This is a genomic window from uncultured Aquabacterium sp. (genome assembly GCF_947366995.1).
GTDB lineage: Bacteria > Pseudomonadota > Gammaproteobacteria > Burkholderiales > Burkholderiaceae_C > Aquabacterium.
In genome coordinates this window covers 1-24,080 of the sequence record NZ_CANBCC010000048.1, presented here as the reverse complement: position 1 = coordinate 24,080, position 24,080 = coordinate 1, and the positions used below count along the sequence as shown (strand labels likewise).

Here is a 24,080-nt window from a genome sequence, read left to right as displayed (position 1 = left end):
GTGAAAGCCCGCCATGGCCGGTGACTCCAAGAAGGTCCAGCCGATCATCATCAAACGCATCAAGAAGGGTGGCCATGCCGCCCATGGTGGTGCGTGGAAGATCGCCTATGCCGACTTCGTGACCGCCATGATGGCCTTCTTCCTGTTGATGTGGCTGCTGGGCTCGACCACCGAAGGCGACAAGAAGGGCATTGCCGACTACTTCAACAGCCCGTTGAAGGTGGCGTTTTTTGGCGGCAGCGGCGCGGGCGACGCGACCTCGATCGTCAAGGGCGGCGGCAACAACCTCAGCGAAACCGTGGGCCAGGTGAAGAAGGGCAGTTCGGACGCGGCCGAGGAAAAGCGTCGCCGCCGCGCCATCCGCGCCGAACAGGCACGCGCCGAGGCCGAGCGCCTGCGGGTGCTCAAGCAGAAGGTGGAAGAGGTGGTGGCCAACGACGACCGCCTCGCGAAGTACCAGAGCCAGATCCGGCTCGACCTCACCGCCGAAGGCCTGCGCATCCAGATCGTGGACGACCAGAACCGCGCCATGTTCGACAGCGGCTCCAGCGACGTGCAAGGCTATATGCGCGACATCCTGCGCGCCATCGGCGGCGTGCTGGACGAAGTCCCCAACCGGCTGACCATCGAGGGCCACACCGACGCCAAGCCCTTCAGTGGCGGTGAGCGCGGCTACAGCAACTGGGAACTGTCGGCCGATCGAGCCAATGCGTCACGGCGTGAACTGATCGCCGGCGGCCTGAGCGGCGCCAAGGTGCTGCGGGTGCAGGGGCTGGCCGCCAGCATGCTGTACGAAAAGGACAGCCCGGAAAGCCCGCTGAACCGCCGCATCAGCATCATCGTGATGAACCGCGAGGCCGAAGACAGGTTCTTTGGCGCCGCACGTGCCGAATCGGTCACGGCCGAGGACGATGAGCCCCCCTCAGCCCCGCCCGAGTCGGACATCCGCCCCTCAAGACCCGACCTCACCGGCCGATAAGCCTGCAATGAGCCCGGCGGCCACGCCGGCACCAGACCCAAGGACGACCCCATGAGCCAACCCGCTGACATGAAATTCCTGATCGTGGACGACTTCTCCACGATGCGACGGATCGTGCGAGGCCTCCTCAAGGAGATCGGCTACATCAACGCCGAAGAAGCCGAGGACGGTGCGGTCGCACTCAACATGCTGAAGAACGGTCGCTTCGACTTTGTCGTCAGCGACATCAACATGCCGAACATGAACGGCTTCGAGCTGCTCAAGGCCATCAAGGCAGACGATGGCCTCAAGCACCTGCCCGTGCTGATGGTGACCGCCGAAGCGAAGAAGGAAGACATCGTGCTGGCGGCCCAATCGGGTGCGGCGGGCTACATCGTCAAGCCCTTCACCAAGGCGACGCTGGAAGAAAAAGTACAAAAGATCATGCAAAAGCTCGCCACCACGGCCTGAGCAACAAGGGAGCCGACGATGAAAGTGGACCTGCCAGACAACATGCAGATGCCGGCGGCCTCGCCGGAGATCTTCCAGCAACTGGGCACGCTGACCCGCCAGTTGCACGACACGATGAACATGCTGGGGGTCCTGCCTGGGCTGAAGAACAACGTCGACGACCTGCCCGACGCCCGCAGCCGGCTCAACTACATCGCCAACAAGACGGCCGAGGCCGCCGAGAAGGTGCTCAACCTGGTCGACACCGCCAAGGCGGACCAGGAGCACATCGCCAACGAGACACGCAAGCTGGCCTCGCAGATCACCGCAGACCCGGTCAAGGCCGTGGCGAGCGGCGCAGTATTCAACTTCGTGCAGGACGTCGAGAAGGTGACCCACCGGGTCGACGGCCACCTGACCGACATCATGATGGCGCAGGACTTCCACGACCTGACCGGTCAGGTCGTGGCCAAAGTGGTGCGCCTCGCCTCCGACCTCGAATCCCAATTGGTCAAGCTGCTGGTGCAGGCCGCGCCACCCGAGCAGGCCCACAAGGTCGAAGCGGCCCTGACGGCCCATCTGGTGGAGCCCAAGCTCGAGGGTCCGGTGGTCAACCCCGAAGGCCGCACCGACGTGGTCGCCAACCAGAGCGAGGTCGACGACCTGCTGGCCAGCCTGGGCTTCTGACCCGGGACGCCGGCGCCATGCGACAAGGCCACCTCCGGGTGGCCTTCTGCTTTTCAGAACTGGCTCACGTTTGCATTGCCATGGCGTCACGCACGGCACTCACTTGCCGCCGCGACACCGCCAGCCACTCCATCGTCGGGCGCACCTGCACGGCCCAGCCTTCGCCGCCCTCGTCCTCGTCGGGCCGACGCTCCAGCGCGCGCATCGCCTGGCGCGCCACCAGCGCATTGCGGTGGACCCGGATGAAGCGCTCACCGACCTGGCCTTCCAGCTCCGTCAGCGAGTCAGTCAACGTATGGCTGTCATGCAGGGTGCGCAACACCACCAGCTTCTGCTCGGCCTTGAAGTACAGGATGTCGGCCAGCGGGATGCGCACCACGCGTCCGCGGTCCTGCACCACGAACACCTCGCTGTCTGCCAGTGCCTCGGCCTCGCGCGGCACCATGGGTGGTCGCAGCGCCCGCACCCGCTGCAACGATGCTGTCAGGCGGTCCAGACGCACGGGTTTGGTGAGGTAGTCGACCGCGGCCAGGTCGAAGGCACGCAGCGCGTGCTCGGCATGGGCGGTCACGAACACCACCGCGGGCGGCTGCCGCAGGCTCCGCAACCGCGCGGCCAGCGTCATGCCATCCAGCCCGGGCATCTGGATGTCGAGCAGGACCAAGTCGACCGGCTCGCCGCGATCGTCCTGCTCCTGCAGCCACATCAGGGCGGTGACCGGCTCGCCGAACTCGGCTGCGACCTCGGCCATTTCGCCGGTCTGCCCGACCAGAGCGCGGATGCGCATGCGCGCCAACGGCTCGTCATCGACCAGGGCAATGCGCAAAGGTGAGATGTCCTGACTCATGTTGCGAAGGGGATCTGACCGGATCGACTCAGGGACGCGTACGCCGCAGCGGCACGCTGAGCCGTACCACATAGACACCGGGTTGACGCTCTCCGTCACCGCGCTGCAAGCCCGCCTCGAAATCGGCCTCCACATCGTGCATCAGTTTCAGCCGCTGCCGCACGTTGCGCAATGCCATGCCGTGCCCGGGCCGGGCCACCCCAGGAACCGTCAATGCAGCTGGCACGGAGTTGCGCACCGAGAGCTCGACACGGCCCGCCTGCACCCGGCTGCGGACCACGATCCAGCCCGCTTCCGGCGACGGTTCGATGCCGTGGCGCACGGCGTTCTCCACCAGCGGTTGCAGAATGAGCGCCGGCAGTTCGGCCTCGGCTGCGGCTTCGTCCAGTTCCCAGCGCACCGTCATGCGATCGCCGAACCGCAATTGCTCGATGCTCAGGTAGCGGCGGGCGAGATCCACCTCGTCGCGCAGCGTCGAGCGCATCGTGGGCGACACCAGCGCCTGGCGAAACAGCTCCGCCAGGTCTTCCAGCACCGACTCGGCCCGCTGCGGGTCGATCTGCACCAGCGCGATCGCCGTGTTCAGCGTGTTGAACAGAAAGTGCGGCCGGATGCGTGCCTGCAACTCGGCCAGCCGGGCCGCGGCATGCGCGGGCAACTCGCTGCGGCTGCGGTGACGCAACCACGCCAGCCCCGCACAGGCGAGCGCCGCCCCCGTGCCCATGGCGGGCAGCAGAGACCACACCAGTGAACGGGGCACCCCCAGCAACCAATCCAGCCACAACCCTTGTGCGGCCCCCACCAGCCCGCTGACGGCCCCCAGCGAGCCCGCCACCCCCCACTGCACAGGCTCGCTGCGCTGGTCCAGCCAGCGCCGGCTGGCACAGGCCACCACCAGCCACAGCAGGCTGCCAGGCAGTGCCACCACCGAACCCTGCATCCAGCGATTCAGTGCGTCCGGCAGGCTGGTGGAACCAAAGGACGTACCCAGCGCCACCACCAGCTGCACGCCCAGCACCACGCGCAGCACCACCCCGACGTGGCAGACGTCGAAGGGCGAAGGGGGTTGCGGGCGCGGCGCCGTTTCGGTGGTCCCGAATTGCGTCAATGCGAACTGTGTGGACACCGCCCAGGCAGGCGGCTCGCCCGCCGCGCTGGCGCCAGGGGCGGCATGCTCCGTAGAATCCATGGTTTGCACATTTTGCGCGAAGCGCGCGTCCGGATCACGCCCCATGAGCACCAACCAACTCGACAAGAAGTCCCAGGCCTGGTCGGCCCTGTTTTCCGAGCCCATGAGCGAGCTGGTCAAACGCTACACCGCGAGCGTGTTTTTCGACAAGCGCCTGTGGAAGGCCGACATCCAGGGCTCACTGGCCCACGCCGACATGCTTGCAGCGCAAGGTCTGATCTCTGCCGACGACCTCGCCGCCATCCAGAAAGGCATGGCGCAGATCACGGCCGAGATCGAATCCGGCCAGTTCGAGTGGAAGCTCGACCTGGAAGACGTGCACCTCAACATCGAGGCCCGCCTGACGCAGCTCGTGGGCGATGCCGGCAAGCGCCTGCACACGGGCCGTTCGCGCAACGACCAGGTGGCCACCGATGTGCGCCTGTGGCTGCGCGGCGAGATCGACGAGATCGGCGTGCTGCTGACCGAGTTGCAGAAGGCCCTGGTGGACGTGGCCGAGCAGAACGCCGACGTGATCCTGCCCGGCTTCACGCACCTGCAGGTGGCCCAGCCCGTGGCCTTCGGCCACCACCTGCTGGCCTATGTGGAGATGTTTGCCCGCGATGCCGAGCGCATGATCGACCTGCGCAAGCGGGTCAACCGTCTGCCGCTGGGCTCGGCCGCGCTGGCCGGCACCAGCTACCCTCTCGACCGCGAGCGCGTGGCCCGCACGCTGGGCTTCGAAGCCGTGTGCCAGAACAGCCTGGACGGTGTGAGCGACCGGGATTTCGCGATCGAATTCACCGCCGCCGCCTCGCTCCTGATGGTGCACGTCTCGCGCCTGAGCGAAGAGCTGATCCTGTGGATGAGCCAGAGCTTCGGCTTCATCGACCTGGCCGACCGCTTCTGCACGGGCTCGTCGATCATGCCGCAGAAGAAGAACCCCGACGTGCCCGAACTGGCGCGCGGCAAGACCGGTCGCGTGGTGGGCCACGTGATGGGCCTGATCACCTTGATGAAAGGCCAGCCCCTGGCTTACAACAAGGACAACCAGGAAGACAAGGAGCCGCTGTTCGACACGGTCGACACCCTGAAGGACACACTGCGCATCTTCGCCGAGATGGCCGCCGGCATCACCGTCAAGCCCGAAGCGATGGAGCGCGCGGCCAAGAAGGGCTACGCCACCGCCACCGACCTGGCCGACTACCTGGTGAAGAAGGGCCTGCCCTTCCGTGATGCGCACGAAGTGGTGGCCCACGCCGTGAAGGACGCCATCGCGGCCGGCGCGGACCTGTCGGAGCTGCCGCTGGACAAGCTGAAGGCCTACAACCCCGCGATCGAACAGGACGTGTACGAGGTGCTGAGCCTGCGTGGCTCGCTGAACGCCCGCAACATCCTGGGCGGGACGGCACCGGAACAGGTGCGTGCACAGGTGGCACGCCACCGCGCACGGCTGGGTTGAGGCAAATGCCCTCGTGCGGCAAACCGCACGAGGACCCCCGCTACACGGTCAATGTGCGCGGCGACGACGCGCCACGGCGACCGCCAGCAGGCCAGTCAAGGCCAGCGCGTAGGTTTCCGGCTCCGGCACCGGCGGCGTCGCCAGCGCAGCAGTCCACGTCATGCGCGTGGCACCCGGCGTGAAGTCGAGAAACAGGGGCAGCGCCGAGGCAAACCCGGGCGATTCGACGTCCAGCGACAGCCCGCGGATGCGGAACGCGGCATGCATGCCCGTGCTGAAGGTGAAGGTCTCACCGGCATCGAAGTCGCCGTCCAGCACGGTGCCATCCTCGGCGAGGATGATCATGTCGGAGAAACCGCTCGGTGCCGTCACGCTGATGAAGGTGCTGCCGCCTTCCAGGGCAATGTCGAAGCCCTCGGCGACAGGCGGGTCGTACCAGCGACGGGTGACCGGCGCGTCGAACACGAACTGGCCTTCTGCCGGCATGAACGGCAGGATGGGCACGCCCTCACTGCTGCCCACCTCGACACCGCCCACGCCGCCAAAGCCGAACAGGAAGGTGGCGGCGGCACCCGGGTCCCCGACGCTGGGTTGCCCCAGCGAATACAGGTTGGCTCCCAGCGCTGCGAGCTTGGACACCGCAGCCGCCTCGTTGGCCGCGCTGCCGTAGTAGATGTTGAAGATACGGCTGGCACCGGCTTCGAGCGGACCGAAGGCGAAGTCGAACACCGAGCCATGGTCATTGGGACCGGAGCGCGTGAAATCGGTGTTCACCGTCGTGCCGTCGATGTAGCTGGCTGACCAGGATGGATTCGATGAAGCAAAGCCGTTGTCGCTCGCGTAGCGCACGTTGCCACCGTTCGTCGTCAGGTTGGCGGTGACGCCGGTGTGGCTGACGTACTCGGAGAACTGTGTCGGAGGGACGTCCCAGTCCATCACACGGCGGTACACCAGGTTGTCGACCCGCGCGCCCGAGTTGTTCGTGATGGTCACCTGATTCTGGAAGACATCGGCCGCCAGCGAAGGCCCATAGGCCTGCCGCACGGACACGCCGATGCCCGCCATGTTGACGTGCGAGGTGGCCGTCGAGCCGGTGGCGCCGAACGTGTTGCCCGAGCCGAACCCGCCCGAGCCGCTGCTCTGGTTGGCCCAGGTCGAGAAGCTGCCGCCGGCCGTCTCGACGGAGACGCCCCAACCCTCACAGAAGCAACCCGGGGAGATGGCATCGCCTACCCCATCACGGTAGACACCGTACGTAGCGAACCCGCCTGGCCCGTTTCCTGAAAAATTCAGCTCGCCCGTGTCATTGACGCCCAGCGTCGTATTGCCATAGGTGATCAGTGCACCCGCATGCGCGGCGTGGCCGGCTGCGAGCAACGCGGCGCCAGCGGCCAACGCCGTGACGACATGGCTCAAGTTCTTCATCGACAAACCCTCCTCTTTGGATCATGTAAAAGTCACAGACTTGTCAGAATAGACACAAATCACGGGAAGCGAAGGCGCCCCCTCCCCCGCTCCGAGGGGGCGGATGGGGCCCGGAGTGTGACGGCATGTTTCGAAGGTGTGGCCCGACCGCCAAAACACCCGAGGTTTGCGTTGTCGCAAGCCAGCGCGCGACCTCGCTGGCTAAGCTGCGTCTTCCAGCACGGCGCCTGTCTGACCGCGCCCTTCCAAGAAAGTCGCCCATGTCCAGCCTTGTTTGGTCCGATGCCCTGTCCCTCGCCATGCCCGTCATGGACGACACGCACCGCGAGTTCGTCGATCTGCTTGCTGAAGTGCAGGCGGCCGATGACGCCGCGCTGCTGGCCCGCTGGCAGACGCTGATCGATCACACGATCGATCACTTCGGGCAGGAAGACCGCTGGATGGAAGCCACCGGGTTCGCCCCCGGCAGCTGCCACATGACCCAGCACGCGGTGGTGCTGAAGGTGCTGAAGGAAGGCGCCGAACTGGGCGCGCAGGGCAACCTCGCCCCCATTCGGCAGATGGCGCACGAGCTGACCATCTGGTTCCCGCACCACGCGCAGACCATGGACGCTGGCTTGGCCCTGCACCTCAAGAGCGTGGGCTACGACCCGCTCACAGGGCAGATCGCCCAGCCTGAAGCCCTGCCCGAGCAAGCCATTTCCGGTTGTGGGGGCAGCTGTGGTGGCCACGGAAGCGATGCCGAAGTCGCCCAGGAAGAAAGCCAGCAGGCGGCCTGAGCCCCCACCTGCCTTGACACAAGCTCGCGCACCTCGACGTGCGCGGCTTCAAAGACAAACGCTCAGGGAGAGACGGCCGAAGTCGGGCCGCAGGCCCCGCAGGATCAGGCTCGGTCGGTCGCCGCCAGCCTGGTCCGCACGGCCTGTTCAATGCCGGCGGCATCCAGGCCGCACAGGCTCAACAAGCGCGCGGGCTCGCCATGTTCGACGAACTCGTCGGGCAGACCCAGCATCAGCATGGGCTTCGTGATCCCCGCCGCCGCCAGCGCCTCGGCCACCGCCGAGCCCGCACCGCCCTGCACGCAACCTTCTTCCACCGTCACGATCAGGTCGTGCTCGGCGGCCAGCTGCTTCACCAGCTCTACATCGAGCGGCTTCACGAAGCGCATGTTGGCCACGGTGGCGTCCAGCGCCTCGCCGGCCTGGAGGGCCGGATACAGCAGCGTGCCGAACGCCAGGATGGCGACGCGCTGGCCGGCCGCCGGCGCCGCCGCCTGGCGGCGCACCTCGCCCTTGCCCCACGGCATGGGCGTCAGGTCGGTGGGCACGGGCACGCCGGCCCCTGCGCCCCGCGGGTAGCGCACCGCCACCGGGTGGTTCTGCGCATACGCTGCACTGAGCGCCTGCCGGCACTCGGCCTCGTCGGCCGGGGTCAGCATGCTCATGTTCGGGATACAGCGCACGAAGGCAATGTCGAAGGCGCCCATGTGCGTGGCGCCGTCGGCCCCGACAATCCCCGCGCGGTCGAGCGCGAACACCACCGGGAGGTTCTGCAGCGCCACGTCGTGGATCAGTTGGTCGTAGGCACGCTGCAGGAAGGTCGAATAGATGGCCACCACCGGCTTCAGCCCTTCGCAGGCCAGGCCACCAGCGAACGTCACGGCATGCTGCTCGGCAATGCCCACGTCGAAATAGCGACCGGGGTACTTCTGGTGGAACTCCACCATGCCCGAGCCTTCGCGCATGGCCGGCGTGATGCCGACCAGGCGGCTGTCGGCGGCGGCCATGTCGCACAGCCACTGGCCGAACACCTGCGTGAAGGTGGGCTTGGGCGGCTCGACCGGCGCCGGCTTGACCAGGCCCACGGCCGGGTCGAACTTGCCAGGGCCGTGGTAGGCAATCGGGTCGGCTTCGGCCAGCTTGTAGCCATAGCCCTTCTTGGTCACCACGTGCAGGAACTGCGGGCCTTCCAGCTCGCGCAGGTTTTCCAGCGTGGGGATCAGGCTGTCGAGGTCGTGGCCGTCGATCGGGCCGACGTAGTTGAAGCCGAATTCTTCGAAGATGGTGCCGGGCACGACCATGCCCTTGGCGTGCTCTTCCAGGCGCTTGGCCAGCTCGAACAGCGGCGGCGCGTTCTTCAGCACCTGTTTGGCGCTTTCGCGGGCGGCGGTGTAGAAGCGGCCCGACATCAGGCGCGCCAGGTGGCGGTTCAGCGCCCCGACCGGCGGTGAGATCGACATGTCGTTGTCGTTGAGCACCACCAGCAGATTGGGCATCTTGCCGGCATGCGGCACTCCGGCGTTGTTCAGGGCCTCGAAGGCCATGCCGGCGGTCATCGCGCCATCGCCAATGATGGCCACGGCTTTGCGCGCCTCACCGCGCAACTGCGCACCCAGCGCCATGCCGAGCGCCGCCGAGATCGAGGTGGACGAGTGCGCCGTGCCGAAGGTGTCGTACTCGCTCTCGTCGCGCCGCGGGAAGCCGCTCATGCCGCCGAACTGGCGCAGCGTCGGCATGCGGTCGCGGCGGCCGGTCAGGATCTTGTGGGGATAGGTCTGGTGGCCCACGTCCCACACCAGGCGGTCATGCGGCGTCTGGAAGACGTGGTGCAGCGCGATGGTCAGTTCGACCGTGCCCAGGTTGGACGACAGGTGCCCGCCCGTGCGCGACACGCTTTGCAGCAGGTACTCGCGCAGCTCTGTGGCCAGCTGCCGCAGCTCGGACCGCGACAGGTGACGCAGGTCGGCGGGCTGATCGATCTTCGACAGCAGGGGGTAGGTCATGGTCGTCATCCTAGGGGGGATTGCTTGTTCTGGGTGCGGGCGAGGGGCACGTCAATCAGTGGTCACGGCGCACGATGCGCTCGGCAAGGGCGGCCAGCGGCGCGGTCGCCTCGGCGCCCAGTCCGCTGCGGGCCAGCGCATCCAGCGCCTGCTGCAGCAAGGCATTGGCTTCGGCGCGGGCGCCTTCCAGGCCCAGCAGGCTCACGTAGGTGGGCTTGTTGGCACCGGCGTCCTTGCCCGCGGTCTTGCCCAGCTTGTCGGAGCCCTGGGTGGCGTCCAGCACGTCGTCCACGATCTGGAAGGCCAGACCCATCGCGTGGCCGTAATCGGTCAGGGCGGCCCACGCCGTCGCGTCAGCCGCCACGCCGCCACACGCAGCGCCCATCTGCACGCTGGCGCGCAGCAGCGCGCCGGTCTTGCGCTGATGCATGTCGCGCAGAGTGGCCTCATCGAGCGCCTGGCCCACACTGGCCAGGTCGATGGCCTGGCCACCGGCCATGCCCGACTCACCCGAGGCACGCGCCAGCAACCGCACCAGACGGGCCTGCAGCACGGGGTCGACGCCAGCCCCCTCGCCTTCATCGGGCGTGAGCACCTCGAAGGCCAGCGCCTGCATGGCGTCGCCGGCCAGCATGGCACAGGCCTCGCCGTAGGCCACGTGCACCGTGGGCTTGCCCCGGCGCAGCACGTCGTTGTCCATGCACGGCATGTCGTCGTGCACCAGCGAATAGGCGTGAATCAGCTCGACGGCACAGGCCGCACGCAATGCCGCCTCGGCCCCGGCGGGCGTGCTGCAGGCGCCCACCGCCTCGGCCGCCGCCTGCACCAGCAGCGCGCGCAGGCGCTTGCCACCGTCCAGCACCCCGTAGCGCATGGCCTCTCCGAGGCGCGCGGGCGCGCAGGCTGGCACCCAAGTGTCCAGGGCGGCCTCGACGCGGGCAAGCACATCGGCCGACCAGCGGCCCCACACGGCGGATCCGGTCATGCGTCGTCCCAGGGCTTGAGCTGGCCGTCTTCCAGCAGCTTCACCTGCGCCTCGACGGCCTCCAGGCGGGTGCGGCAGAACTGCAGCAACTGCGCGCCGCGCTGGTAGCTGCCCAGCAGTTGCTCCAGGGGCAAGGCGCCGCTTTCCATCTGGCCGACGAGCTGTTCGAGCTCGGCCAGGGCCGCTTCGTACGTCGCGGGCAGCGCGACATCGGCAGGGAGGGAACCGGCGCCGCCGGCGGGGGACTTGGCCATGGTCTTGCCTGAGGTGGGGCCCGGCTTGCGGGCAAACGCGTATTCTATTTCGAGGCGCCCAGGCCCCGCGCGTTCCCTCGGTACTGTCGCGCGCGCTCGCACCCTCGGGCACGGGGCATTTCCGTCCCTTCAGCTTGACCGGGATCAGGCGCCCGCTTTGCCTCGGGGAAAGCCCGCAGGTACAATGTACGGTTCCCCGGAATGGTCCTCATTGATGGCATTTCGGGTTTTTTGTGGCCCCTTGCGCCCGGCGCCGTCCTTCCTGACGGTTCACCGCTGGCCTGAGGGATTTATCAAACCTCTGGACGCCGCACGGGCCCGCCCCGCCAGCAGCCAGAGGGGGTTGACATTGGTTTTTGGAGATCCTGGGGATCATGTCCGACCTGAGTCCTGCGCTCACCGCCCTTCGCCGCAGCCGCACGCAGCTGCCCGTGTCCGTCTACTTCGACGAATCACTGTACAAGGAGGAGCTCGAACGCATCTTTCAGTCCGGTCCGCGCTACCTCGGCCACGCCCTGAGCGTGCCCGAGGTCGGCGACTACTATGCCCTGCCCCAGGAAAACGAAGGCCGCGCGCTCGTGCGCACGAAAGACGGCATCGAGCTGATCTCGAACGTCTGCCGACACCGCCAGGCCATCATGCTCAAGGGCCGCGGCAACAGCCGCAACAACATCGTGTGCCCGCTGCACCGCTGGACCTACTCGCACAAGGGCGAGTTGATCGGCGCGCCGCACTTCGACCACGACCCGTGCCTGAACCTCAACAACTACAAGCTGCGCAACTGGAACGGCCTGCTGTTCGAGGACAACGGCCGCGACATCGCGGCCGACCTGGCCGGCATCGATGCGCGCTTCAAGCCGGGCGGCGACCTGGACTTCTCGGGCTACGTACTCGACCGTGTTGAGCTGCACGAGTGCAACTACAACTGGAAGACCTTCATCGAGGTCTATCTGGAGGACTACCACGTCGGCCCCTTCCACCCCGGCCTGGGCAACTTCGTGACCTGCGACGACCTGCGCTGGGACATGGCCAAGGAGTACTCTGTGCAGACGGTGGGCGTGGCGTCCACCTTCGACCGCCCGGGCTCCGACGTCTACAAGAAGTGGCACGACGTGGTCATGAAGTACCGCGGCGGCGAGAGGCCCACCCAGGGCGCCGTGTGGCTGACCTACTACCCGACAATGATGGTCGAGTGGTATCCGCACGTGCTGGTGGTGTCGAACATGTACCCGCAAGGCCCACAGAAGACGCTCAACGTGGTGGAGTTCTACTACCCCGAAGAGATCGCCGCCTTCGAGCGCGAGTTCGTCGAAGCCCAGCAGGCCGCCTACATGGAGACCTGCATCGAGGACGACGAGATTGCCGAGCGCATGGACGCGGGCCGCAAGGCCCTGCTGGCACGGGGTGACAACGAGGTCGGCCCGTATCAGAGTCCGATGGAAGACGGCATGCAGCACTTCCACGAGTGGTACCGCCGCGCCATGGCCTGGCCGGCCGAGTCCGACGACCGTCCCTGATCCCCGCCCTTGCGCGCCGCCTTCAACCGCCTGACGGCGCCGTGGCTGATGGTCACGGCCACCGTGCTGTTCGCGCTGATGGGCGTGTGCGTGAAGATGGCCTCCCAGACGGCCTCCACCGGGGAGGTCGTTTTTTTTCGCGGGGGCGTGGGCGCGGTGCTGATGGGGCTGCTGGCCTGGCGCACGGGCCTGAAGCTGCGCACAGCCGTCCCGATGCTGCACCTGCAGCGCGGGGCCTCGGGCGTCTCGGCGCTGGCCATGTGGTTCTACACGCTGGGCACGCTGCCGCTGTCCACCGCGGTCACGCTCAACTACATGTCCTCGGTGTGGATGGCGGTATTCCTGGTGCTCCAGGTGGCCTGGCGCCGCTGGCGAGGCCAGGCCGCGCCCGCCGTGCCGGTGCCGCTGCTGGTTGCCGTCGCCATCGGCTTTCTCGGGGTGACGCTGGTGCTGCGCCCCACCATCGAGCGCGATCTGTGGCTGCCCGGCCTGATCGGTCTGGTGTCGGGGACGCTCTCGGCCACCGCCTACTTCCAGGTTGCCAGCCTGGGCCGCGCGGGCGAGCCCGAGGTCCGCGTCGTCTTCTACTTCTCGCTGTTCGGGGCCGTGTCCGGCCTGCTGATCAGCGCGGTCGAGACCGTTTACCAGGGGCACGGCTGGACACCGCCCACCGGCGCCACGCTCATGTGGTTGTTGGGCACCGGTCTGTTCGCCACGCTGGCCCAGGTGTGCATGACGCGCGCCTATGCGCGGGGCAACGCGCTGGCGATGGCGAGCCTGCAATACCTTGGCATTGCACACGCCTTCGTGCTCGGCGTGGTGCTGTTCGACGATCCGGTGCACGGCATCGCGGTGCTCGGCATGGCGCTCATCGTGCTGGCCGGCATCGGCGCCACCCAGGCCAGTGCGCCGCTGAAAGCGCGGCGCTGAGGGCAGTCAGCGCGCCGCCGGCTCAGCCGGCGCGGGCTCGTGTGCGTGGTCCTGCGTGTGCGCGTGGCCTGCGGCATGGCCGTGCTCGTGCAGACCGCTGACGATCAGACCGATCATGCCCAGGCCCACCGCCAGCCACACAATCTGCAGGGCGGTGTCTCGCCAGTGCAGGCGCTTCTGGAGCTGCGGGATGAGGTCGGCCACGGCCACGTAGATGAAGCTGCTGGCCGCCACCACCATCATGTAGGGCAGGTAGGCCTGCCACGGTGCGATCAGAAAGTAGCCCAGCACCCCGCCGACCACCGCCGCCAGGCCTGAGATCATGTTGTAGGTCAGCGCCCGCAGGCGTGAAAATCCGGCGTTCACCAGCACGATGTAGTCGCCTACCTCCTGGGGGATCTCGTGGGCGATGATGGCCAGGGCGGTCACCGCGCCGATGTGCGGATCGGCCAGAAAGGCGGCCGCAATCAGCACGCCGTCGCAGAAGTTGTGGATGCTGTCGCCGATGAGCACGCTCCACCCGCCGCGCCCGGCCTGCTCGGCGTCGAAGCCGTGGTGATGGTCGTGGTCGTCGTGCTCATGGTGATGACCGTGGCGGTACAGCTCAGCCTTTTCCAGCAGGAAGAAGAACATGAGCCCGCCCAGCAGCGTGAGAAACAGCGAGTGCGGTGCCACGTCGCTTTCGAAGGCTTCAGGCAGAACGTGCAGCAGGGCCGTGCCGAGCAGAACCCCTGTGGACAGGCTGACCAGGTGACGGACGATGAGGCCCAGCAAGGGCGCCGACACGGCCGCGGCCAGGCCGACAGAGATCACGCCGCCGAGGAGGGTGACAGCGACGATGTAAAACAGGGTCATCCAGTGATCCTAGCAAACCTGTCAACACCGCCCCGGCCGCCTTGACCGGACTGTCATGCAGTCGGAGGACAATACGGCGATGGACACACTGCTGCGCACCAAGACGGGCAAGGGCCAGGGCACCCTGGAAACCAGCCGCTTCCCCCATCTGCTGGCCGCCATCGACATGGGCTCCAACAGCTTCCGGCTTGAGATCGCCGAGCTGAGCAAGGGGCGCTACAAGCGGGTCGATTACCTGAAGGAAACCGTGCGCCTGGGCGCCGGACTGGATGCCCGCGGCCTGCTGACCGAAGAAGCCACGCAGCGTGGCCTGGCCTGCCTGGCGCTGTTTGCACAGCGCCTCAAGGGCTTTGCCCCGTGGCAGGTGCGGGCCGTGGCCACCCAGACACTGCGCGAGGCGCGCAACCGTGATGCCTTTCTGCAACGCGGCAACCTCGTCCTGGGCCACCCTATCGAGGTGATTTCCGGCCGTGAAGAAGCGCGCCTGATCTTCCAGGGCGTGGCCCGACTGCAGGCCAGCGAACTGCCCCGTCTGGTGATCGACATCGGCGGGCGCTCCACCGAAATGATCCTGGGCCATGGCCGCACCCCGCAGCGTACCGAGTCCTTCGGCGTGGGCAGCGTGAGCCTGTCGCTCCAACACTTTCCTCAGGGGCGCTACACGGCCGAGGCCTTCCGCGCTGCGCAGATTGCCGCCGGCGCCGAGCTGGAAGAGGCGCTGACGCTGTTCCAGCGCGACCAGTGGCAGGAGGCGCTCGGCTCATCGGGCACCGTGGGCGCGGTGTCGCAGATCCTGGCGGCCAATGGCATCACCGACGGCACGATCACCGCCGACGCGCTGCGCTGGTGCATCTCGCGCTGCATCGAGGCCGGCCACCAGGACGCGCTCAACCTGCCGGGGCTCAAGCCCGAGCGCAAGGCGGTGCTGGGCGGCGGCCTGAGCATCCTCTACACGCTGGCCATGCAGTTCGACATCGAGGCCTTGCGGCCGGCCAAGGGCGCGCTGCGCCAGGGCGTGATCTTCGATCTGGAAGAGCGCGTGGAGGCCGCGCGCAACCACCGCCTGCCCGACCCGCGCGACAGCTCGGTGCGCGAGCTGCAGCAACGCTTCCAGGTGGACACGCTGCAGGCCGAACGGGTGCGCCAGCGCGCCCTGCAGCTGTGGGGCAGTCTGCGGGAAGGACAGACATCGGGCGAAGGCGAAGACGTCCGCGAACTGGGCTGGGCCGCCGCGCTGCACGAGATCGGCATGATGGTGTCTCACCACGACCACCACCGCCACAGCGCTTACCTGCTGGGCCATGTCGATGCGTCGGGGTTCTCGCAATCGCAGTTGCGCCGGCTGGCCACGCTGGTGCTGGGGCAGCGGGGCGAACTGATCAAGCTCGCCGAGTTTCTGCACGACACCGCGTTGATGAACCAGGTGCTGTGTCTGCGGCTTGCGTTGATCCTGCATCACGCACGGGTCGACCTGCCGGCTGAAGTGGCCGCCCTGCGGCATGGCCGCACGCGCACGCGCCTGATGCTGTCACGCCGCTGGGCCGAGCAGCACCCGCGCACGCTGCACTTGCTGAACGAAGAGGCCCTGCGCTGGGCCCGTCAGGGCGACCGCAAGTTCGAGATCTCGCTGGCGGACTGAGCCCGCTCCAATGACGGCGCTCAGCGCGCCGTCTTGCGGGGCGCGCGGGGGCGCGTCTCTGCCATGGCGCGCTGATAGGTTCGCGCCCACATCGGGTGGCCCGATTCGGTCTTGCTCAGCGCAAAAGCCGGGTCCGCGGCGCGGGCGGCCTTGAAGGCGTCCAGGCACAGCTTCTCGCGCTGGCTGGTGCAGTAGATGAACGCCAGGTGCTTGTGCGCGCTGGCACGGTCTGCCGAGGCGGCCAGGCCTTCCTTCAACGCCAGCTTGAGCTGCACTTCCGCCATCGCGTACTTGCCGCCCTGATACGAGCGCACCCCTTGCGCAAGGGCCTGCTCGGCCGCAGGCGGGGCAGCCGGCGAAGCAGGCGGCGGTGAGGCCGGGGCGGCCGCTGCCGTCGGGGTGGCCGATGTCAACGCAGGCGGCGCGCCCGGGTCCACGCCCGGGCGGGTCGGGCCGCTCTGGCAGGCGGCCAGCGCCAGCAAGGCCGGCACGGTCAGCCAGCGCGCCTGACGCGCCCATGCAGACACTGCCCCTCCCTGGGGCCGACGGCTTGATACAGACTTCATGGTGTGTGGGTTCAGAACTTGTGGCGAATGCGCAGCTCTCGACCGGGCTGCACCTCGACAGTCTGCCGGAAAACGGGCGCTTCGCCGTTTCGGACGGTGATGGTGTACCGCCCTGGTGCCAGCTTCAGCTGATTGAGAGGCGGCGTGACGCCCTTCACGTCGCCGTCCACCGCCACCTCGCCCCACGGGCTGATGGCCAGGCGGACAGTGCCGGGCGCCGTGTCCATAGGCAGGACCGGATCGGAAGCGCTCGCGTTCGCGGTCGCGGAGGCCGATGGGGCTGCCACCAGCCGCACCCCACGCGCGTCAGAGGCGGAGGCGACTGCCGGCGCCGCTGAAACGGTGGCGGCCTGGGATGCGGTGAGGGTCGCCGGCAGAGCAACATGCGCGGCGGGCGCGGACGCGACGTCGGGCCCGCTCACCGTGCCGGACTGGCTCGCCCACCAGGCGACCCCTACCAGCCCGAACAGGGCCATGCCGCCGCCAAGCAGCAGCCGACGCCGGATGCCGCCCGAATCCACCCACGCCGCAGCGTCTCGCCCCACCTTCGGCAAGGCCTCTTCCCGGTGGCCAGTCAGGCCTTCCTGCGCCCGCTCGGCGATCTCCAGCCAGTCACGCAGCTCCTGCGCGAGCCGCCGGGCCGACCGCGTGCGCTGGTCCGGATCGCGCGCCATCGCGCGCTCGACGATGTCCGACAGTGCCTGGGGCACGGCGGGGTTCACGGCGTGCACCGGCTCGCGCGGCCCGTTCAGGACAGCATCGGTGATGGCCTCGAGCGTGTCGCCCGCAATGGCGCGACGTCCGGTGAGCAGTTCGTACAGCACCGCGCCCATCCCGTACACGTCCACGCGCCGGTCGACCGGCAGACGGCGCATCTGTTCGGGCGCCATGTAGTACGGCGAGCCCCCGGCAATGTCCTGAAAGCGGCTCTGTGGGTCATCGCGCTGGGCCAGCGACTCCACCTGCCGGATGCGGGCAATGCCGAAATCCAGCACACGCGGCTGCGTGCGGCCAACCATGAAGATGTTGGCAGGCTTGATGTCGCGGTGGATGACGCCCTTGTGGTGCGCATAGCTCAGCGCATCGGCCACCCGCCTCACGATCAGCGCGGCCTGGATGGGCGAGGGCTGCCACCCCGTTTGCAGCAGCTGCCGCAGGTCCTTGCCCTTGAGCAGCTCCATCGCGATGTAGGGGCCGCGCTCGCTGGCACCGGCGTCGTACACCGTGACGATGTGCGCGTGGTTCAGGCTGCCTGCCGCCTTGGCCTCGTTCAGGAAGAGCGCATCGAACTGCGCCCGGTCGGCCTGAGGCAGGTCGACATGCAGCGTCTTGATGGCAATCAGCCGCGACAGCAGCGGGTCGTATGCCGCATAGACCGTGCCCAGTCCGCCCTCGCCGATCACGTACTTCAGCGCGTACCGGCCGATGTGCCCGATGCTGGGCAGCAGGTCCGGGCGCTCTGCCGGCGTGGGATCAGGCAGCGGCCGGGTCTCGGCCACTGTGTCGCGGTCGTCATCCGCCGCCGCGTCCAGGTCGAGATCGAGTGGCGCGTTCAGCGCGGGGCGGCTCGGCGACGTGGACACGGAACGGCGATCTCCTGTGGGCGCGACCTCAGCGGGAACCGGATCGCGCGGCCTTGACTTCCTCCGGACGGAGATCCGGCGCCAGGTGGTCCAGCACGCCATTGACGTACTTGTGGCCGTCGGTTCCCCCGAAGGTCTTGGCCAGTTCGACCGCTTCGTTGATGGCGACCTTGTAGGGCACTTCCAGGCAGTGCGTCAGCTCGTACGCACCCACCCACAACACCGCGTGCTCAACCGGCGACAGTTCTTCGACCGGCCGATCGAGGAACTTGAGTAACGTTGCATCCAGTTGCGCACGCTGCTCGATGCAGCCATGCAGCAGCGCGTCGTAGTGGGCGCGGTCGCACTTGGCGAAGTCGTCCTGCTCGCGCACGTGGGCGTCGATCGCGCCCGGGTCACGCGCATTGATCTGCCACTCGTACAGACCCTGCAGGGCGAACTCGCGCGCACGGCGGCGCGAAGACTTGGCACGGTCGCGGCCGGGCACGCCGCCCTTGCGGGCAGGGCGGCCTTCCAGCGGCTTGGGGGTGTCAGACGGGGCGCTCACAGCAGGTCATCCAGCAGGTTGGCCATCTCGACGGCAACACGGGCCGCATCACGGCCCTTCTCTTCAATGCGGGCTTCGGCCTGGGCGAGGTTCTCGACCGTCAGGATGGCGTTGGCGATGGGCACATGGTGGTCGAGGCTGACGCGGGTCACGCCGGCGCCACTCTCGTTGGCCACCAGTTCAAAGTGGTAGGTTTCGCCGCGGATGATGCAGCCCAGCGCCACGAGGGCGTCGAAACGCTCGCTGTCGGCCATGGCCTGCAGGGCCACCGCCACCTCGAGCGCACCTGGCACGGTCACGTGCTGGATGTGCTTGCGCACCACGCCCAGCTTCTCGAGCTCGTCGATGCAGACCTCGGCCAGTCGGGAGGTCAGTTCGTCATTGAAGCGGGCCTGGACGATGCCGACACGCAGATCGTGTCCATCGAGCCGGCCGGCTTGTCCTTTGTCAGCGCCTTGCATGGTGGGATTCCGTAAAGAGCGAAAAGTGGAGGAGAAAAGAGCGAGGGGTACCGCGCGAGGTCAGTGTCCGGGCATGGGGTGCTGGCTGCCGTCGGCCTTCATGAAGCCGACCACCTCCAGGTTGTAGCCCATCATGCTCGGCAGCCGCTGGGGGTTGCCCAGCAGGCGCATCTTATGCACGCCCAGGGCACGCAGGATCTGGGCGCCCACGCCATAGGTGCGCAGGTCAACCGGGGTCTTGGGACGGACGGCATCCGGCTCGGGCAGCAGGCGGCCCAGCAGGCGTTCGTTGTCGTCGCCCGCGTTGAGCAGCACGATGACGCCGCGGCCGGCTTCGCGCAGGGTGCTCAGCGCCTTGGGCAGCGGCCAGGCGTGACGGCAGTTGCCCGCGTCCAGCCAGTCGAGTGCCGAGAAGGGTTCGTGCGCGCGCACCAGCACCTCGTCGTCCGGGCCCCAGCTGCCGACACTCAGCGCCAGGTGGACGGCGCCGGTGCGATCGCGGAAGACCTGCGCGTCGAACTCGCCCTCGGGCGTGGCCATGGTGCGCGTGCCCAGCCGCTCGATCAGCGACTCGTTGCGGCTGCGGTACTGGATCAGGTCGGCGATGGTGCCGATCTTCAGGCCGTGCTCCTGCGCGAACACCTCGAGGTCCGGCAGGCGCGCCATCGTGCCGTCGTCATTCATGATCTCGCAGATCACCGACGAGGGCGTGAGGCCAGCCATGCCTGCCAGATCGCAGCCTGCTTCAGTGTGACCCGCACGCATCAGCACGCCGCCATCCTGTGCCTGGAGCGGAAAGATGTGCCCTGGCTGCACCAGATCCGACGGCTTGGCGTCGCGGGCGACGGCAGCCTGCACGGTGCGCGCACGGTCGGCGGCCGATATGCCGGTGGTCACGCCTTCGGTGGCCTCGATGGACACGGTGAAGGCGGTGCCGTGTTTGGTCCCGTTGCGGGTGGCCATGGGCGGCAATTGCAGACGCTCGCAGCGCTCGCGCGTCAGCGTCAGGCAGATCAGGCCACGGCCGTACTTGGCCATGAAGTTGATCGCCTCGGGCGTGACGTGGTCGGATGCCAGCACCAGGTCGCCTTCGTTTTCGCGGTCTTCTTCGTCAACGAGGATGACCATGCGACCGGCGGCGAGTTCGGCAATCAGCTCGGGAATCGGGGAAATCGGCATCTGGACATTGTAGAGGGGGCGCCGTGGCGTTTCCGGGAAAACGCCCGGTTCTCCCCGCTGAAATCAAAGATCAAAGGCGATGACGGGAACGGCGCTCAGCCCCCCAGCTTGCCATCCGACGACAGCATGCGCTCGACATAGCGGGCGATCAGGTCGACCTCGAGGTTGACCGGGCTGCCGGCCTTGAGCGCACCCAGCGCGGTGTTCGCGATGGTGTGCGGAATGAGGTTGATGTCGAAGGCGGTCTGGCCGTCGGGCAGGTCTTCGACGCGGTTGACCGTGAGGCTGACGCCGTTGACGGTGATCGAACCTTTGTAGGCCAGGAAGCGGCCCAGCTCGCGCGGCGCATGGATGCGCAGCAGCCACGATTCACCCACCGGCTCGAACACGGCGACGCTGCCCACGCCATCCACGTGCCCGGTGACGATGTGGCCGCCCAGGCGGTCATGCGAGCGCAGGGCCTGCTCGAGGTTCACGGTGCCCAGCGTGTCCAGGCCCGCCGTGCGCGCCAGGCTCTCGGCCGAGACGTCGATCGTGAAGCGGCCGGCTGCCACGTCGAACGAGGTGACCGTCATGCAGGCGCCGTTGATGGCGATGCTGTCCCCCAGGCCCACGCCGTCGAGGTAGCCGGCCGGGGTCTGCAAGGTCAGGCGGCGGCCGTGCTCGGGCGCGTGGCCCAGCGGCTGGGAGTCGACGATCTGGCCCACGCCAGTGATGATGCCGGTGAACATGGTGATGAAGTCGGTGTGCGGTTGGTGGTGGGGCTGGTCAGAACAGCTCACGGCCGGGCGGGCGGGCCACGATGCGCAGGTCGTCGCCCACGAGCGCCGCGTCGACGAAGCGCAGTGTGGTCGCGTCGGCCAGTCGGGCCAGCGGGGGCAGGTCGGCCAGCGCGCGGCCCGGCCCAATGAGCTTCGGCGCAAGATACAGCAAAAATTCGTCGACCCACCCGGCCTGGATCAGGCTAGCGTTGAGTCGGGCGCCCGCTTCCAGATGCAGTTCGTTGACACCGCGGTCCGCCAGGTCGGACAGCACCCACGCGAGGTCGGGCCGGCCGCCCTCGCCCGCCGGCGCGTCGACCACGGTGGCACCGGTGTCGGCCAGGGCCTGACGACGGGCGGCGGCCTCGGAGCCGGGCTCGGCCGACCCATACACCAGTGCGCTGCCCGGCGCCTGCAGCAGGCGGCTGCCCGGCGGCGTGCGCCAGTGGGTGTCGAGCACCACGCGCCAGGGCTGGCGGGGCGTCTGCACGGCGCGCACATCCAGCCGGGGGTCGTCGTCCAGCACCGTGCCGACACCCGTCATCACGGCCGTGGCCCGGGCGCGCCAGGCGTGGCCGTCGGCGCGGGCGTCCGGGCCGGTGATCCACTGGCTTTCGCCGTTGTCGAGCGCGGTGCGGCCGTCGAGCGAGCCGGCGATCTTCATGCGCACCCAGGGGCGCTGGCGCACCATGCGCGAGAGGAAACCGATCATGGTGTCGCGGGCGGCCCGGGCCTGCGGGTGACCGGGGGGCAGCAGCGTCACGTCGATGCCCGCGGCGCGCAGGCGTTCGACGCCGCGGCCGGCCACCAGCGGGTTTGGGTCAGCCAGGGCCACAACCACACGCGCCACGCGCTCGCGGACCAGGGCATCGGCACACGGCGGCGTGCGGCCGTGGTGCGAACAGGGTTCGAGCGTCACGTAGGCCGTCGCGCCGCGGGCATGGCCGCCGCGCGCATGGAGGTCGGCCAGCGCCGTGGCCTCGGCGTGGGGCCCGCCCACTTCGGCCGTGTGGCCCGTGGCAATCACCTGGCCGTCGCGCACCAGGGCGCAGCCCACCGGCGGGTTGGGCGCAGAGCGCCACAGCGCCTTGCGCCCTTCGGCCAGCGCCAGCGCCATGCCTTCGAAATCGTCCACCTGCCCGCCTTTCGCGATACGTCCACCACAGCCGGCGACGTGTCAGCGATAGGACTCGTCGTCGGACGCAATTTCTATCACGAGGTGAGCCGCCTGCGGCTGGCCGTGCCGCTGCCCGGGTCGCATCGGGGTGTCGGGCAGGCGGGTCAGCGCCCGGGCCACCCAGTCGCCCGGTGGCTCCGCGTGCAGCAGGCGCCACTGCACGATCTGCCCCTGGTCGGACACCCACAGCGCAAGGGTGAGGCGGGCCCGGCCCTGCTGCTGAAGCAGGGCTTCGTCGAGCCACCAGCCCGTTTCCGGCGTGGGCACCACGTCCAGCTCGTCTGCCGGGCGAAAGGCAGTGGGGTGCCAACCGGGTGCCGGAACGATGCCGGATGGCGTCCCCGTTGCCGGCTTCTCGGGGAGGGCATCCGGGACACTGTGAGGCACCTGCTCCAACCCCTGAGGCAGGCCCGGCCTCGCAGCGGGCAGCACGGCCTCGTCCGGGCCGCCGGCGGGCCTGGTCACCATCCGCACCTGCCAGCCTGGCGCGAACTGCGCCGCGCGGGGCGCCACCTGCGTGGGCCCCGCGCGCCAGGCCCACCACCCGGCGGCATGCACCAGAGACACGCCGACCACAATGGCCACCAAGGCGCGCCTGCTGGCCAGCCGCACCGGCCACATCGATGCCACGGCGGTGCTCATGGGCAGCGCCATCGCCTGTTCGTCAACGCCAGCAGGCCGCCACGGCCGCCGCCGCATCGGCATACCGCGTGTCATACGTGGACGCCACCACACCCTTGACCCCCTTGCCCGTGAGGGTGGGATTGCCACAGGGGTCGGCCGCCATCGGTCCGCTCGCGGCCCGCGTGGCGGTCAGGGTGTAGGACTGGCCATCGCCCGCCACAGCCACGGCAAGCGTGTAGGCCGTGGCGCCCTCGCCTGCTGGCGGGCTGGTGCTGAAGGGCTGCGCGGCAAACAGGCCCGCCACCGCATTGCCCGCGGTGTTCTGGTCGTAGCGGTAGGTGTCGCTGTAGAAGCGCTCCATCCATTGCTGCGCCAGCACCATCTGCGTTTTCACCTGGGCACGATGGCCTTTGGCTACATGCTCGGTGTAGGCCGGGTATGCCACCGCAGACAGGATGGCCACCACGGCCACCGTGATCATCAACTCGATCAGGGTAAAGCCGGCCGCTGCGCCCGCGCGATGCGGCAGCGTGGGGCGGAGAGTCTCACTGCAAGGCAACATCACTGGGTCCTCATTCCTGGAATTTCGCGCCACTGGATGCGCAACTGGTTCGCGGGGGCGCACATGTTGGCGTCCGTGCTCGCCCCCAGCCGGCGGGTCTTCATCTTGCCCGGCGGGCATACCGAGGTGGCGTCCGTCACGCAGGTGCCATCGGTGCACAGCTTGCGCACCGAGCCGTCGCTCACGTTGATCACGCGCTGGTCGTTGCTGTCTACGCCGTAGGGGTTGACCGCCGTGGTGGTGGTCCCGTCGGCGTTGGTGATGTTGACCTGCCGGAAGAGCCCCGGTACCGGCAAACCAGAGACCGGGCTGAGCGCATACACCGATGCCAACGGGGCCACGCTGCACGACTGCGACTCGTCGCCGGCCGGCCGCACGGTGGTGAACAGCATGAAGGTCTGCCGGTTCACCGGCGACGCGATCACCGCCTCCCCTCCCGTGGGGAAGTCGAAGAACCAGCCATCATGGGTGTTCGGGTCGAAGCCGGAAGCGACCTCGGTCGAACCCACGGGCACCACGTTCGCCCCCACCCGGCGCGCCAGGTAGATGGAGCCCGTGGTGGGGTCCCGCACCAGCAAGCGCTCGAGGAATGCCGTGCTGCCCACCGTGCGGGCGCCCGTCCCCGGCAGCGCGCGAGGCGTGCTGTCCGCAGCCGGCGGAT

Annotated in this window: 25 protein-coding genes; 8 read left to right on the top strand and 17 right to left on the bottom strand. The window is 68.3% G+C overall.

Annotation, left to right across the window (positions count from 1 at the left end; all coding sequences use genetic code 11):
* The first annotated feature begins 13 nt into the window (after nucleotides 1-13).
* From motB to Q0Z44_RS12740, 3 genes are read left to right on the top strand one after another with little or no spacing between them, the layout of a single operon-like run.
* Nucleotides 14-979 (top strand): flagellar motor protein MotB, encoded by a 966-nt coding sequence (gene motB / locus Q0Z44_RS12750; protein ID WP_298013311.1) that lies wholly within the window; start codon nucleotides 14-16, stop codon nucleotides 977-979.
* Nucleotides 980-1,030: 51 nt separating this feature from the next.
* The gene (gene cheY / locus Q0Z44_RS12745; protein WP_109034763.1) at nucleotides 1,031-1,429 is read left to right on the top strand and encodes a chemotaxis response regulator CheY; all 399 of its coding nucleotides are present in this window, start codon (nucleotides 1,031-1,033) and stop codon (nucleotides 1,427-1,429) included.
* Nucleotides 1,430-1,447: 18 nt separating this feature from the next.
* Entirely contained in the window at nucleotides 1,448-2,095 is a 648-nt protein-coding gene (locus Q0Z44_RS12740) for a protein phosphatase CheZ (RefSeq protein ID WP_298013307.1), read from the top strand.
* A gap of 64 nt (nucleotides 2,096-2,159) precedes the next feature.
* Here the strand turns inward: Q0Z44_RS12740 and Q0Z44_RS12735 are convergent, their stop codons facing one another.
* The gene (locus Q0Z44_RS12735; RefSeq protein WP_298013305.1) at nucleotides 2,160-2,942 is read right to left on the bottom strand and encodes a LytTR family DNA-binding domain-containing protein; all 783 of its coding nucleotides are present in this window, start codon (nucleotides 2,940-2,942) and stop codon (nucleotides 2,160-2,162) included.
* 28 nt (nucleotides 2,943-2,970) lie between these two features.
* Nucleotides 2,971-4,131: a histidine kinase gene (locus Q0Z44_RS12730; RefSeq protein WP_298013303.1), complete on the bottom strand. Its 1,161-nt coding sequence runs from the start codon at nucleotides 4,129-4,131 to the stop codon at nucleotides 2,971-2,973.
* Nucleotides 4,132-4,174: 43 nt separating this feature from the next.
* Between Q0Z44_RS12730 and argH the strand changes: the two genes are divergently transcribed.
* Nucleotides 4,175-5,572, top strand: coding sequence for an argininosuccinate lyase (gene argH / locus Q0Z44_RS12725; protein WP_298013301.1), 1,398 nt, complete (start codon nucleotides 4,175-4,177; stop codon nucleotides 5,570-5,572).
* Between the two features lie 48 nt (nucleotides 5,573-5,620).
* On the opposite strand, the gene Q0Z44_RS12720 is transcribed toward argH, so the two are convergent.
* Complete coding sequence (locus Q0Z44_RS12720) at nucleotides 5,621-6,997, bottom strand: PEP-CTERM sorting domain-containing protein (protein WP_298013299.1); 1,377 nt, start codon at nucleotides 6,995-6,997, stop codon at nucleotides 5,621-5,623.
* Nucleotides 6,998-7,257: 260 nt separating this feature from the next.
* Here Q0Z44_RS12720 and Q0Z44_RS12715 point away from each other — a divergent pair, with 260 nt between their 5' ends.
* Nucleotides 7,258-7,776: a hemerythrin domain-containing protein gene (locus Q0Z44_RS12715; protein ID WP_298013297.1), complete on the top strand. Its 519-nt coding sequence runs from the start codon at nucleotides 7,258-7,260 to the stop codon at nucleotides 7,774-7,776.
* Between the two features lie 104 nt (nucleotides 7,777-7,880).
* Here Q0Z44_RS12715 and dxs read toward each other — a convergent pair whose 3' ends face one another.
* The 3 genes from dxs to Q0Z44_RS12700 are packed head-to-tail and all read right to left on the bottom strand — an operon-like array spanning nucleotide 7,881 to nucleotide 11,018.
* Nucleotides 7,881-9,788, bottom strand: a complete 1,908-nt coding sequence (dxs, locus tag Q0Z44_RS12710) for a 1-deoxy-D-xylulose-5-phosphate synthase (protein WP_298013295.1) — start codon at nucleotides 9,786-9,788, stop codon at nucleotides 7,881-7,883.
* 46 nt (nucleotides 9,789-9,834) lie between these two features.
* Nucleotides 9,835-10,764: a polyprenyl synthetase family protein gene (locus Q0Z44_RS12705; protein ID WP_298013292.1), complete on the bottom strand. Its 930-nt coding sequence runs from the start codon at nucleotides 10,762-10,764 to the stop codon at nucleotides 9,835-9,837.
* Nucleotides 10,761-11,018 (bottom strand): exodeoxyribonuclease VII small subunit, encoded by a 258-nt coding sequence (locus Q0Z44_RS12700; protein WP_298013290.1) that lies wholly within the window; start codon nucleotides 11,016-11,018, stop codon nucleotides 10,761-10,763. Before Q0Z44_RS12700 ends, Q0Z44_RS12705 begins: the two co-directional genes overlap by 4 nt.
* A gap of 374 nt (nucleotides 11,019-11,392) precedes the next feature.
* On the opposite strand from Q0Z44_RS12700, the gene Q0Z44_RS12695 reads away from it, so the two are divergent.
* Both Q0Z44_RS12695 and Q0Z44_RS12690 read left to right on the top strand, forming a co-directional pair.
* A complete protein-coding gene (locus tag Q0Z44_RS12695) occupies nucleotides 11,393-12,535 on the top strand; it encodes an aromatic ring-hydroxylating dioxygenase subunit alpha (RefSeq protein WP_298013288.1) in 1,143 nt (380 codons plus the stop codon).
* A 9-nt stretch (nucleotides 12,536-12,544) separates the two neighbouring features.
* Nucleotides 12,545-13,465 (top strand): DMT family transporter, encoded by a 921-nt coding sequence (locus tag Q0Z44_RS12690; RefSeq protein WP_298013286.1) that lies wholly within the window; start codon nucleotides 12,545-12,547, stop codon nucleotides 13,463-13,465.
* A 6-nt stretch (nucleotides 13,466-13,471) separates the two neighbouring features.
* On the opposite strand, the gene Q0Z44_RS12685 is transcribed toward Q0Z44_RS12690, so the two are convergent.
* Nucleotides 13,472-14,320, bottom strand: a complete 849-nt coding sequence (locus Q0Z44_RS12685) for a ZIP family metal transporter (protein ID WP_298013284.1) — start codon at nucleotides 14,318-14,320, stop codon at nucleotides 13,472-13,474.
* A gap of 166 nt (nucleotides 14,321-14,486) precedes the next feature.
* Here Q0Z44_RS12685 and Q0Z44_RS12680 point away from each other — a divergent pair, with 166 nt between their 5' ends.
* Entirely contained in the window at nucleotides 14,487-15,959 is a 1,473-nt protein-coding gene (locus Q0Z44_RS12680; RefSeq protein WP_298013331.1) for a Ppx/GppA phosphatase family protein, read from the top strand.
* Between the two features lie 20 nt (nucleotides 15,960-15,979).
* On the opposite strand, the gene Q0Z44_RS12675 is transcribed toward Q0Z44_RS12680, so the two are convergent.
* From Q0Z44_RS12675 to Q0Z44_RS12630, 10 genes are all read right to left on the bottom strand, one after another.
* Complete coding sequence (locus Q0Z44_RS12675) at nucleotides 15,980-16,486, bottom strand: TssQ family T6SS-associated lipoprotein (protein WP_298013282.1); 507 nt, start codon at nucleotides 16,484-16,486, stop codon at nucleotides 15,980-15,982.
* 50 nt (nucleotides 16,487-16,536) lie between these two features.
* Nucleotides 16,537-18,108: a serine/threonine-protein kinase gene (locus Q0Z44_RS12670; RefSeq protein ID WP_298013279.1), complete on the bottom strand. Its 1,572-nt coding sequence runs from the start codon at nucleotides 18,106-18,108 to the stop codon at nucleotides 16,537-16,539.
* A 28-nt stretch (nucleotides 18,109-18,136) separates the two neighbouring features.
* Nucleotides 18,137-18,595, bottom strand: coding sequence for a transcription antitermination factor NusB (nusB, locus tag Q0Z44_RS12665; protein ID WP_298013329.1), 459 nt, complete (start codon nucleotides 18,593-18,595; stop codon nucleotides 18,137-18,139).
* A gap of 56 nt (nucleotides 18,596-18,651) precedes the next feature.
* Nucleotides 18,652-19,116: a 6,7-dimethyl-8-ribityllumazine synthase gene (gene ribH, locus Q0Z44_RS12660; protein ID WP_298013277.1), complete on the bottom strand. Its 465-nt coding sequence runs from the start codon at nucleotides 19,114-19,116 to the stop codon at nucleotides 18,652-18,654.
* 60 nt (nucleotides 19,117-19,176) lie between these two features.
* Nucleotides 19,177-20,295, bottom strand: a complete 1,119-nt coding sequence (gene ribBA, locus Q0Z44_RS12655; RefSeq protein ID WP_298013275.1) for a bifunctional 3,4-dihydroxy-2-butanone-4-phosphate synthase/GTP cyclohydrolase II — start codon at nucleotides 20,293-20,295, stop codon at nucleotides 19,177-19,179.
* A gap of 95 nt (nucleotides 20,296-20,390) precedes the next feature.
* A complete protein-coding gene (locus Q0Z44_RS12650) occupies nucleotides 20,391-21,026 on the bottom strand; it encodes a riboflavin synthase (protein ID WP_298013327.1) in 636 nt (211 codons plus the stop codon).
* A gap of 37 nt (nucleotides 21,027-21,063) precedes the next feature.
* On the bottom strand, nucleotides 21,064-22,191 hold the full coding sequence (ribD, locus tag Q0Z44_RS12645; protein ID WP_366517620.1) for a bifunctional diaminohydroxyphosphoribosylaminopyrimidine deaminase/5-amino-6-(5-phosphoribosylamino)uracil reductase RibD: 1,128 nt from the start codon (nucleotides 22,189-22,191) through the stop codon (nucleotides 21,064-21,066).
* A gap of 42 nt (nucleotides 22,192-22,233) precedes the next feature.
* Entirely contained in the window at nucleotides 22,234-22,875 is a 642-nt protein-coding gene (locus Q0Z44_RS12640) for a hypothetical protein (protein ID WP_298013273.1), read from the bottom strand.
* 22 nt (nucleotides 22,876-22,897) lie between these two features.
* Nucleotides 22,898-23,419: a type IV pilin protein gene (locus Q0Z44_RS12635; protein ID WP_298013271.1), complete on the bottom strand. Its 522-nt coding sequence runs from the start codon at nucleotides 23,417-23,419 to the stop codon at nucleotides 22,898-22,900.
* On the bottom strand, nucleotides 23,419-24,080 hold a 662-nt coding region (locus Q0Z44_RS12630; protein ID WP_298013269.1), incomplete at its 5' end, for a hypothetical protein. The genes Q0Z44_RS12630 and Q0Z44_RS12635, both read right to left, overlap by 1 nt.

Bases quoted from the DNA above. Each gene is read 5' to 3' on its own strand.
- ribBA (WP_298013275.1), bottom strand. From the start codon at position 20,295: ATGCCGATTTCCCCGATTCCCGAGCTGATTGCCGAACTCGCCGCCGGT.
- Q0Z44_RS12635 (WP_298013271.1), bottom strand. From the start codon at position 23,419: ATGTTGCCTTGCAGTGAGACTCTCCGCCCCACGCTGCCGCATCGCGCG.
- Q0Z44_RS12740 (WP_298013307.1), top strand. From the start codon at position 1,448: ATGAAAGTGGACCTGCCAGACAACATGCAGATGCCGGCGGCCTCGCCG.
- Q0Z44_RS12650 (WP_298013327.1), bottom strand. From the start codon at position 21,026: ATGTTCACCGGCATCATCACTGGCGTGGGCCAGATCGTCGACTCCCAG.
- dxs (WP_298013295.1), bottom strand. From the start codon at position 9,788: ATGACGACCATGACCTACCCCCTGCTGTCGAAGATCGATCAGCCCGCC.
- cheY (WP_109034763.1), top strand. From the start codon at position 1,031: ATGAGCCAACCCGCTGACATGAAATTCCTGATCGTGGACGACTTCTCC.
- Q0Z44_RS12680 (WP_298013331.1), top strand. From the start codon at position 14,487: ATGGGCTCCAACAGCTTCCGGCTTGAGATCGCCGAGCTGAGCAAGGGG.
- Q0Z44_RS12695 (WP_298013288.1), top strand. From the start codon at position 11,393: ATGTCCGACCTGAGTCCTGCGCTCACCGCCCTTCGCCGCAGCCGCACG.
- Q0Z44_RS12685 (WP_298013284.1), bottom strand. From the start codon at position 14,320: ATGACCCTGTTTTACATCGTCGCTGTCACCCTCCTCGGCGGCGTGATC.
- Q0Z44_RS12640 (WP_298013273.1), bottom strand. From the start codon at position 22,875: ATGAGCACCGCCGTGGCATCGATGTGGCCGGTGCGGCTGGCCAGCAGG.
- Q0Z44_RS12700 (WP_298013290.1), bottom strand. From the start codon at position 11,018: ATGGCCAAGTCCCCCGCCGGCGGCGCCGGTTCCCTCCCTGCCGATGTC.
- Q0Z44_RS12705 (WP_298013292.1), bottom strand. From the start codon at position 10,764: ATGACCGGATCCGCCGTGTGGGGCCGCTGGTCGGCCGATGTGCTTGCC.
- ribH (WP_298013277.1), bottom strand. From the start codon at position 19,116: ATGCAAGGCGCTGACAAAGGACAAGCCGGCCGGCTCGATGGACACGAT.
- Q0Z44_RS12720 (WP_298013299.1), bottom strand. From the start codon at position 6,997: ATGAAGAACTTGAGCCATGTCGTCACGGCGTTGGCCGCTGGCGCCGCG.
- motB (WP_298013311.1), top strand. From the start codon at position 14: ATGGCCGGTGACTCCAAGAAGGTCCAGCCGATCATCATCAAACGCATC.
- Q0Z44_RS12715 (WP_298013297.1), top strand. From the start codon at position 7,258: ATGTCCAGCCTTGTTTGGTCCGATGCCCTGTCCCTCGCCATGCCCGTC.
- Q0Z44_RS12735 (WP_298013305.1), bottom strand. From the start codon at position 2,942: ATGAGTCAGGACATCTCACCTTTGCGCATTGCCCTGGTCGATGACGAG.
- Q0Z44_RS12730 (WP_298013303.1), bottom strand. From the start codon at position 4,131: ATGGATTCTACGGAGCATGCCGCCCCTGGCGCCAGCGCGGCGGGCGAG.
- argH (WP_298013301.1), top strand. From the start codon at position 4,175: ATGAGCACCAACCAACTCGACAAGAAGTCCCAGGCCTGGTCGGCCCTG.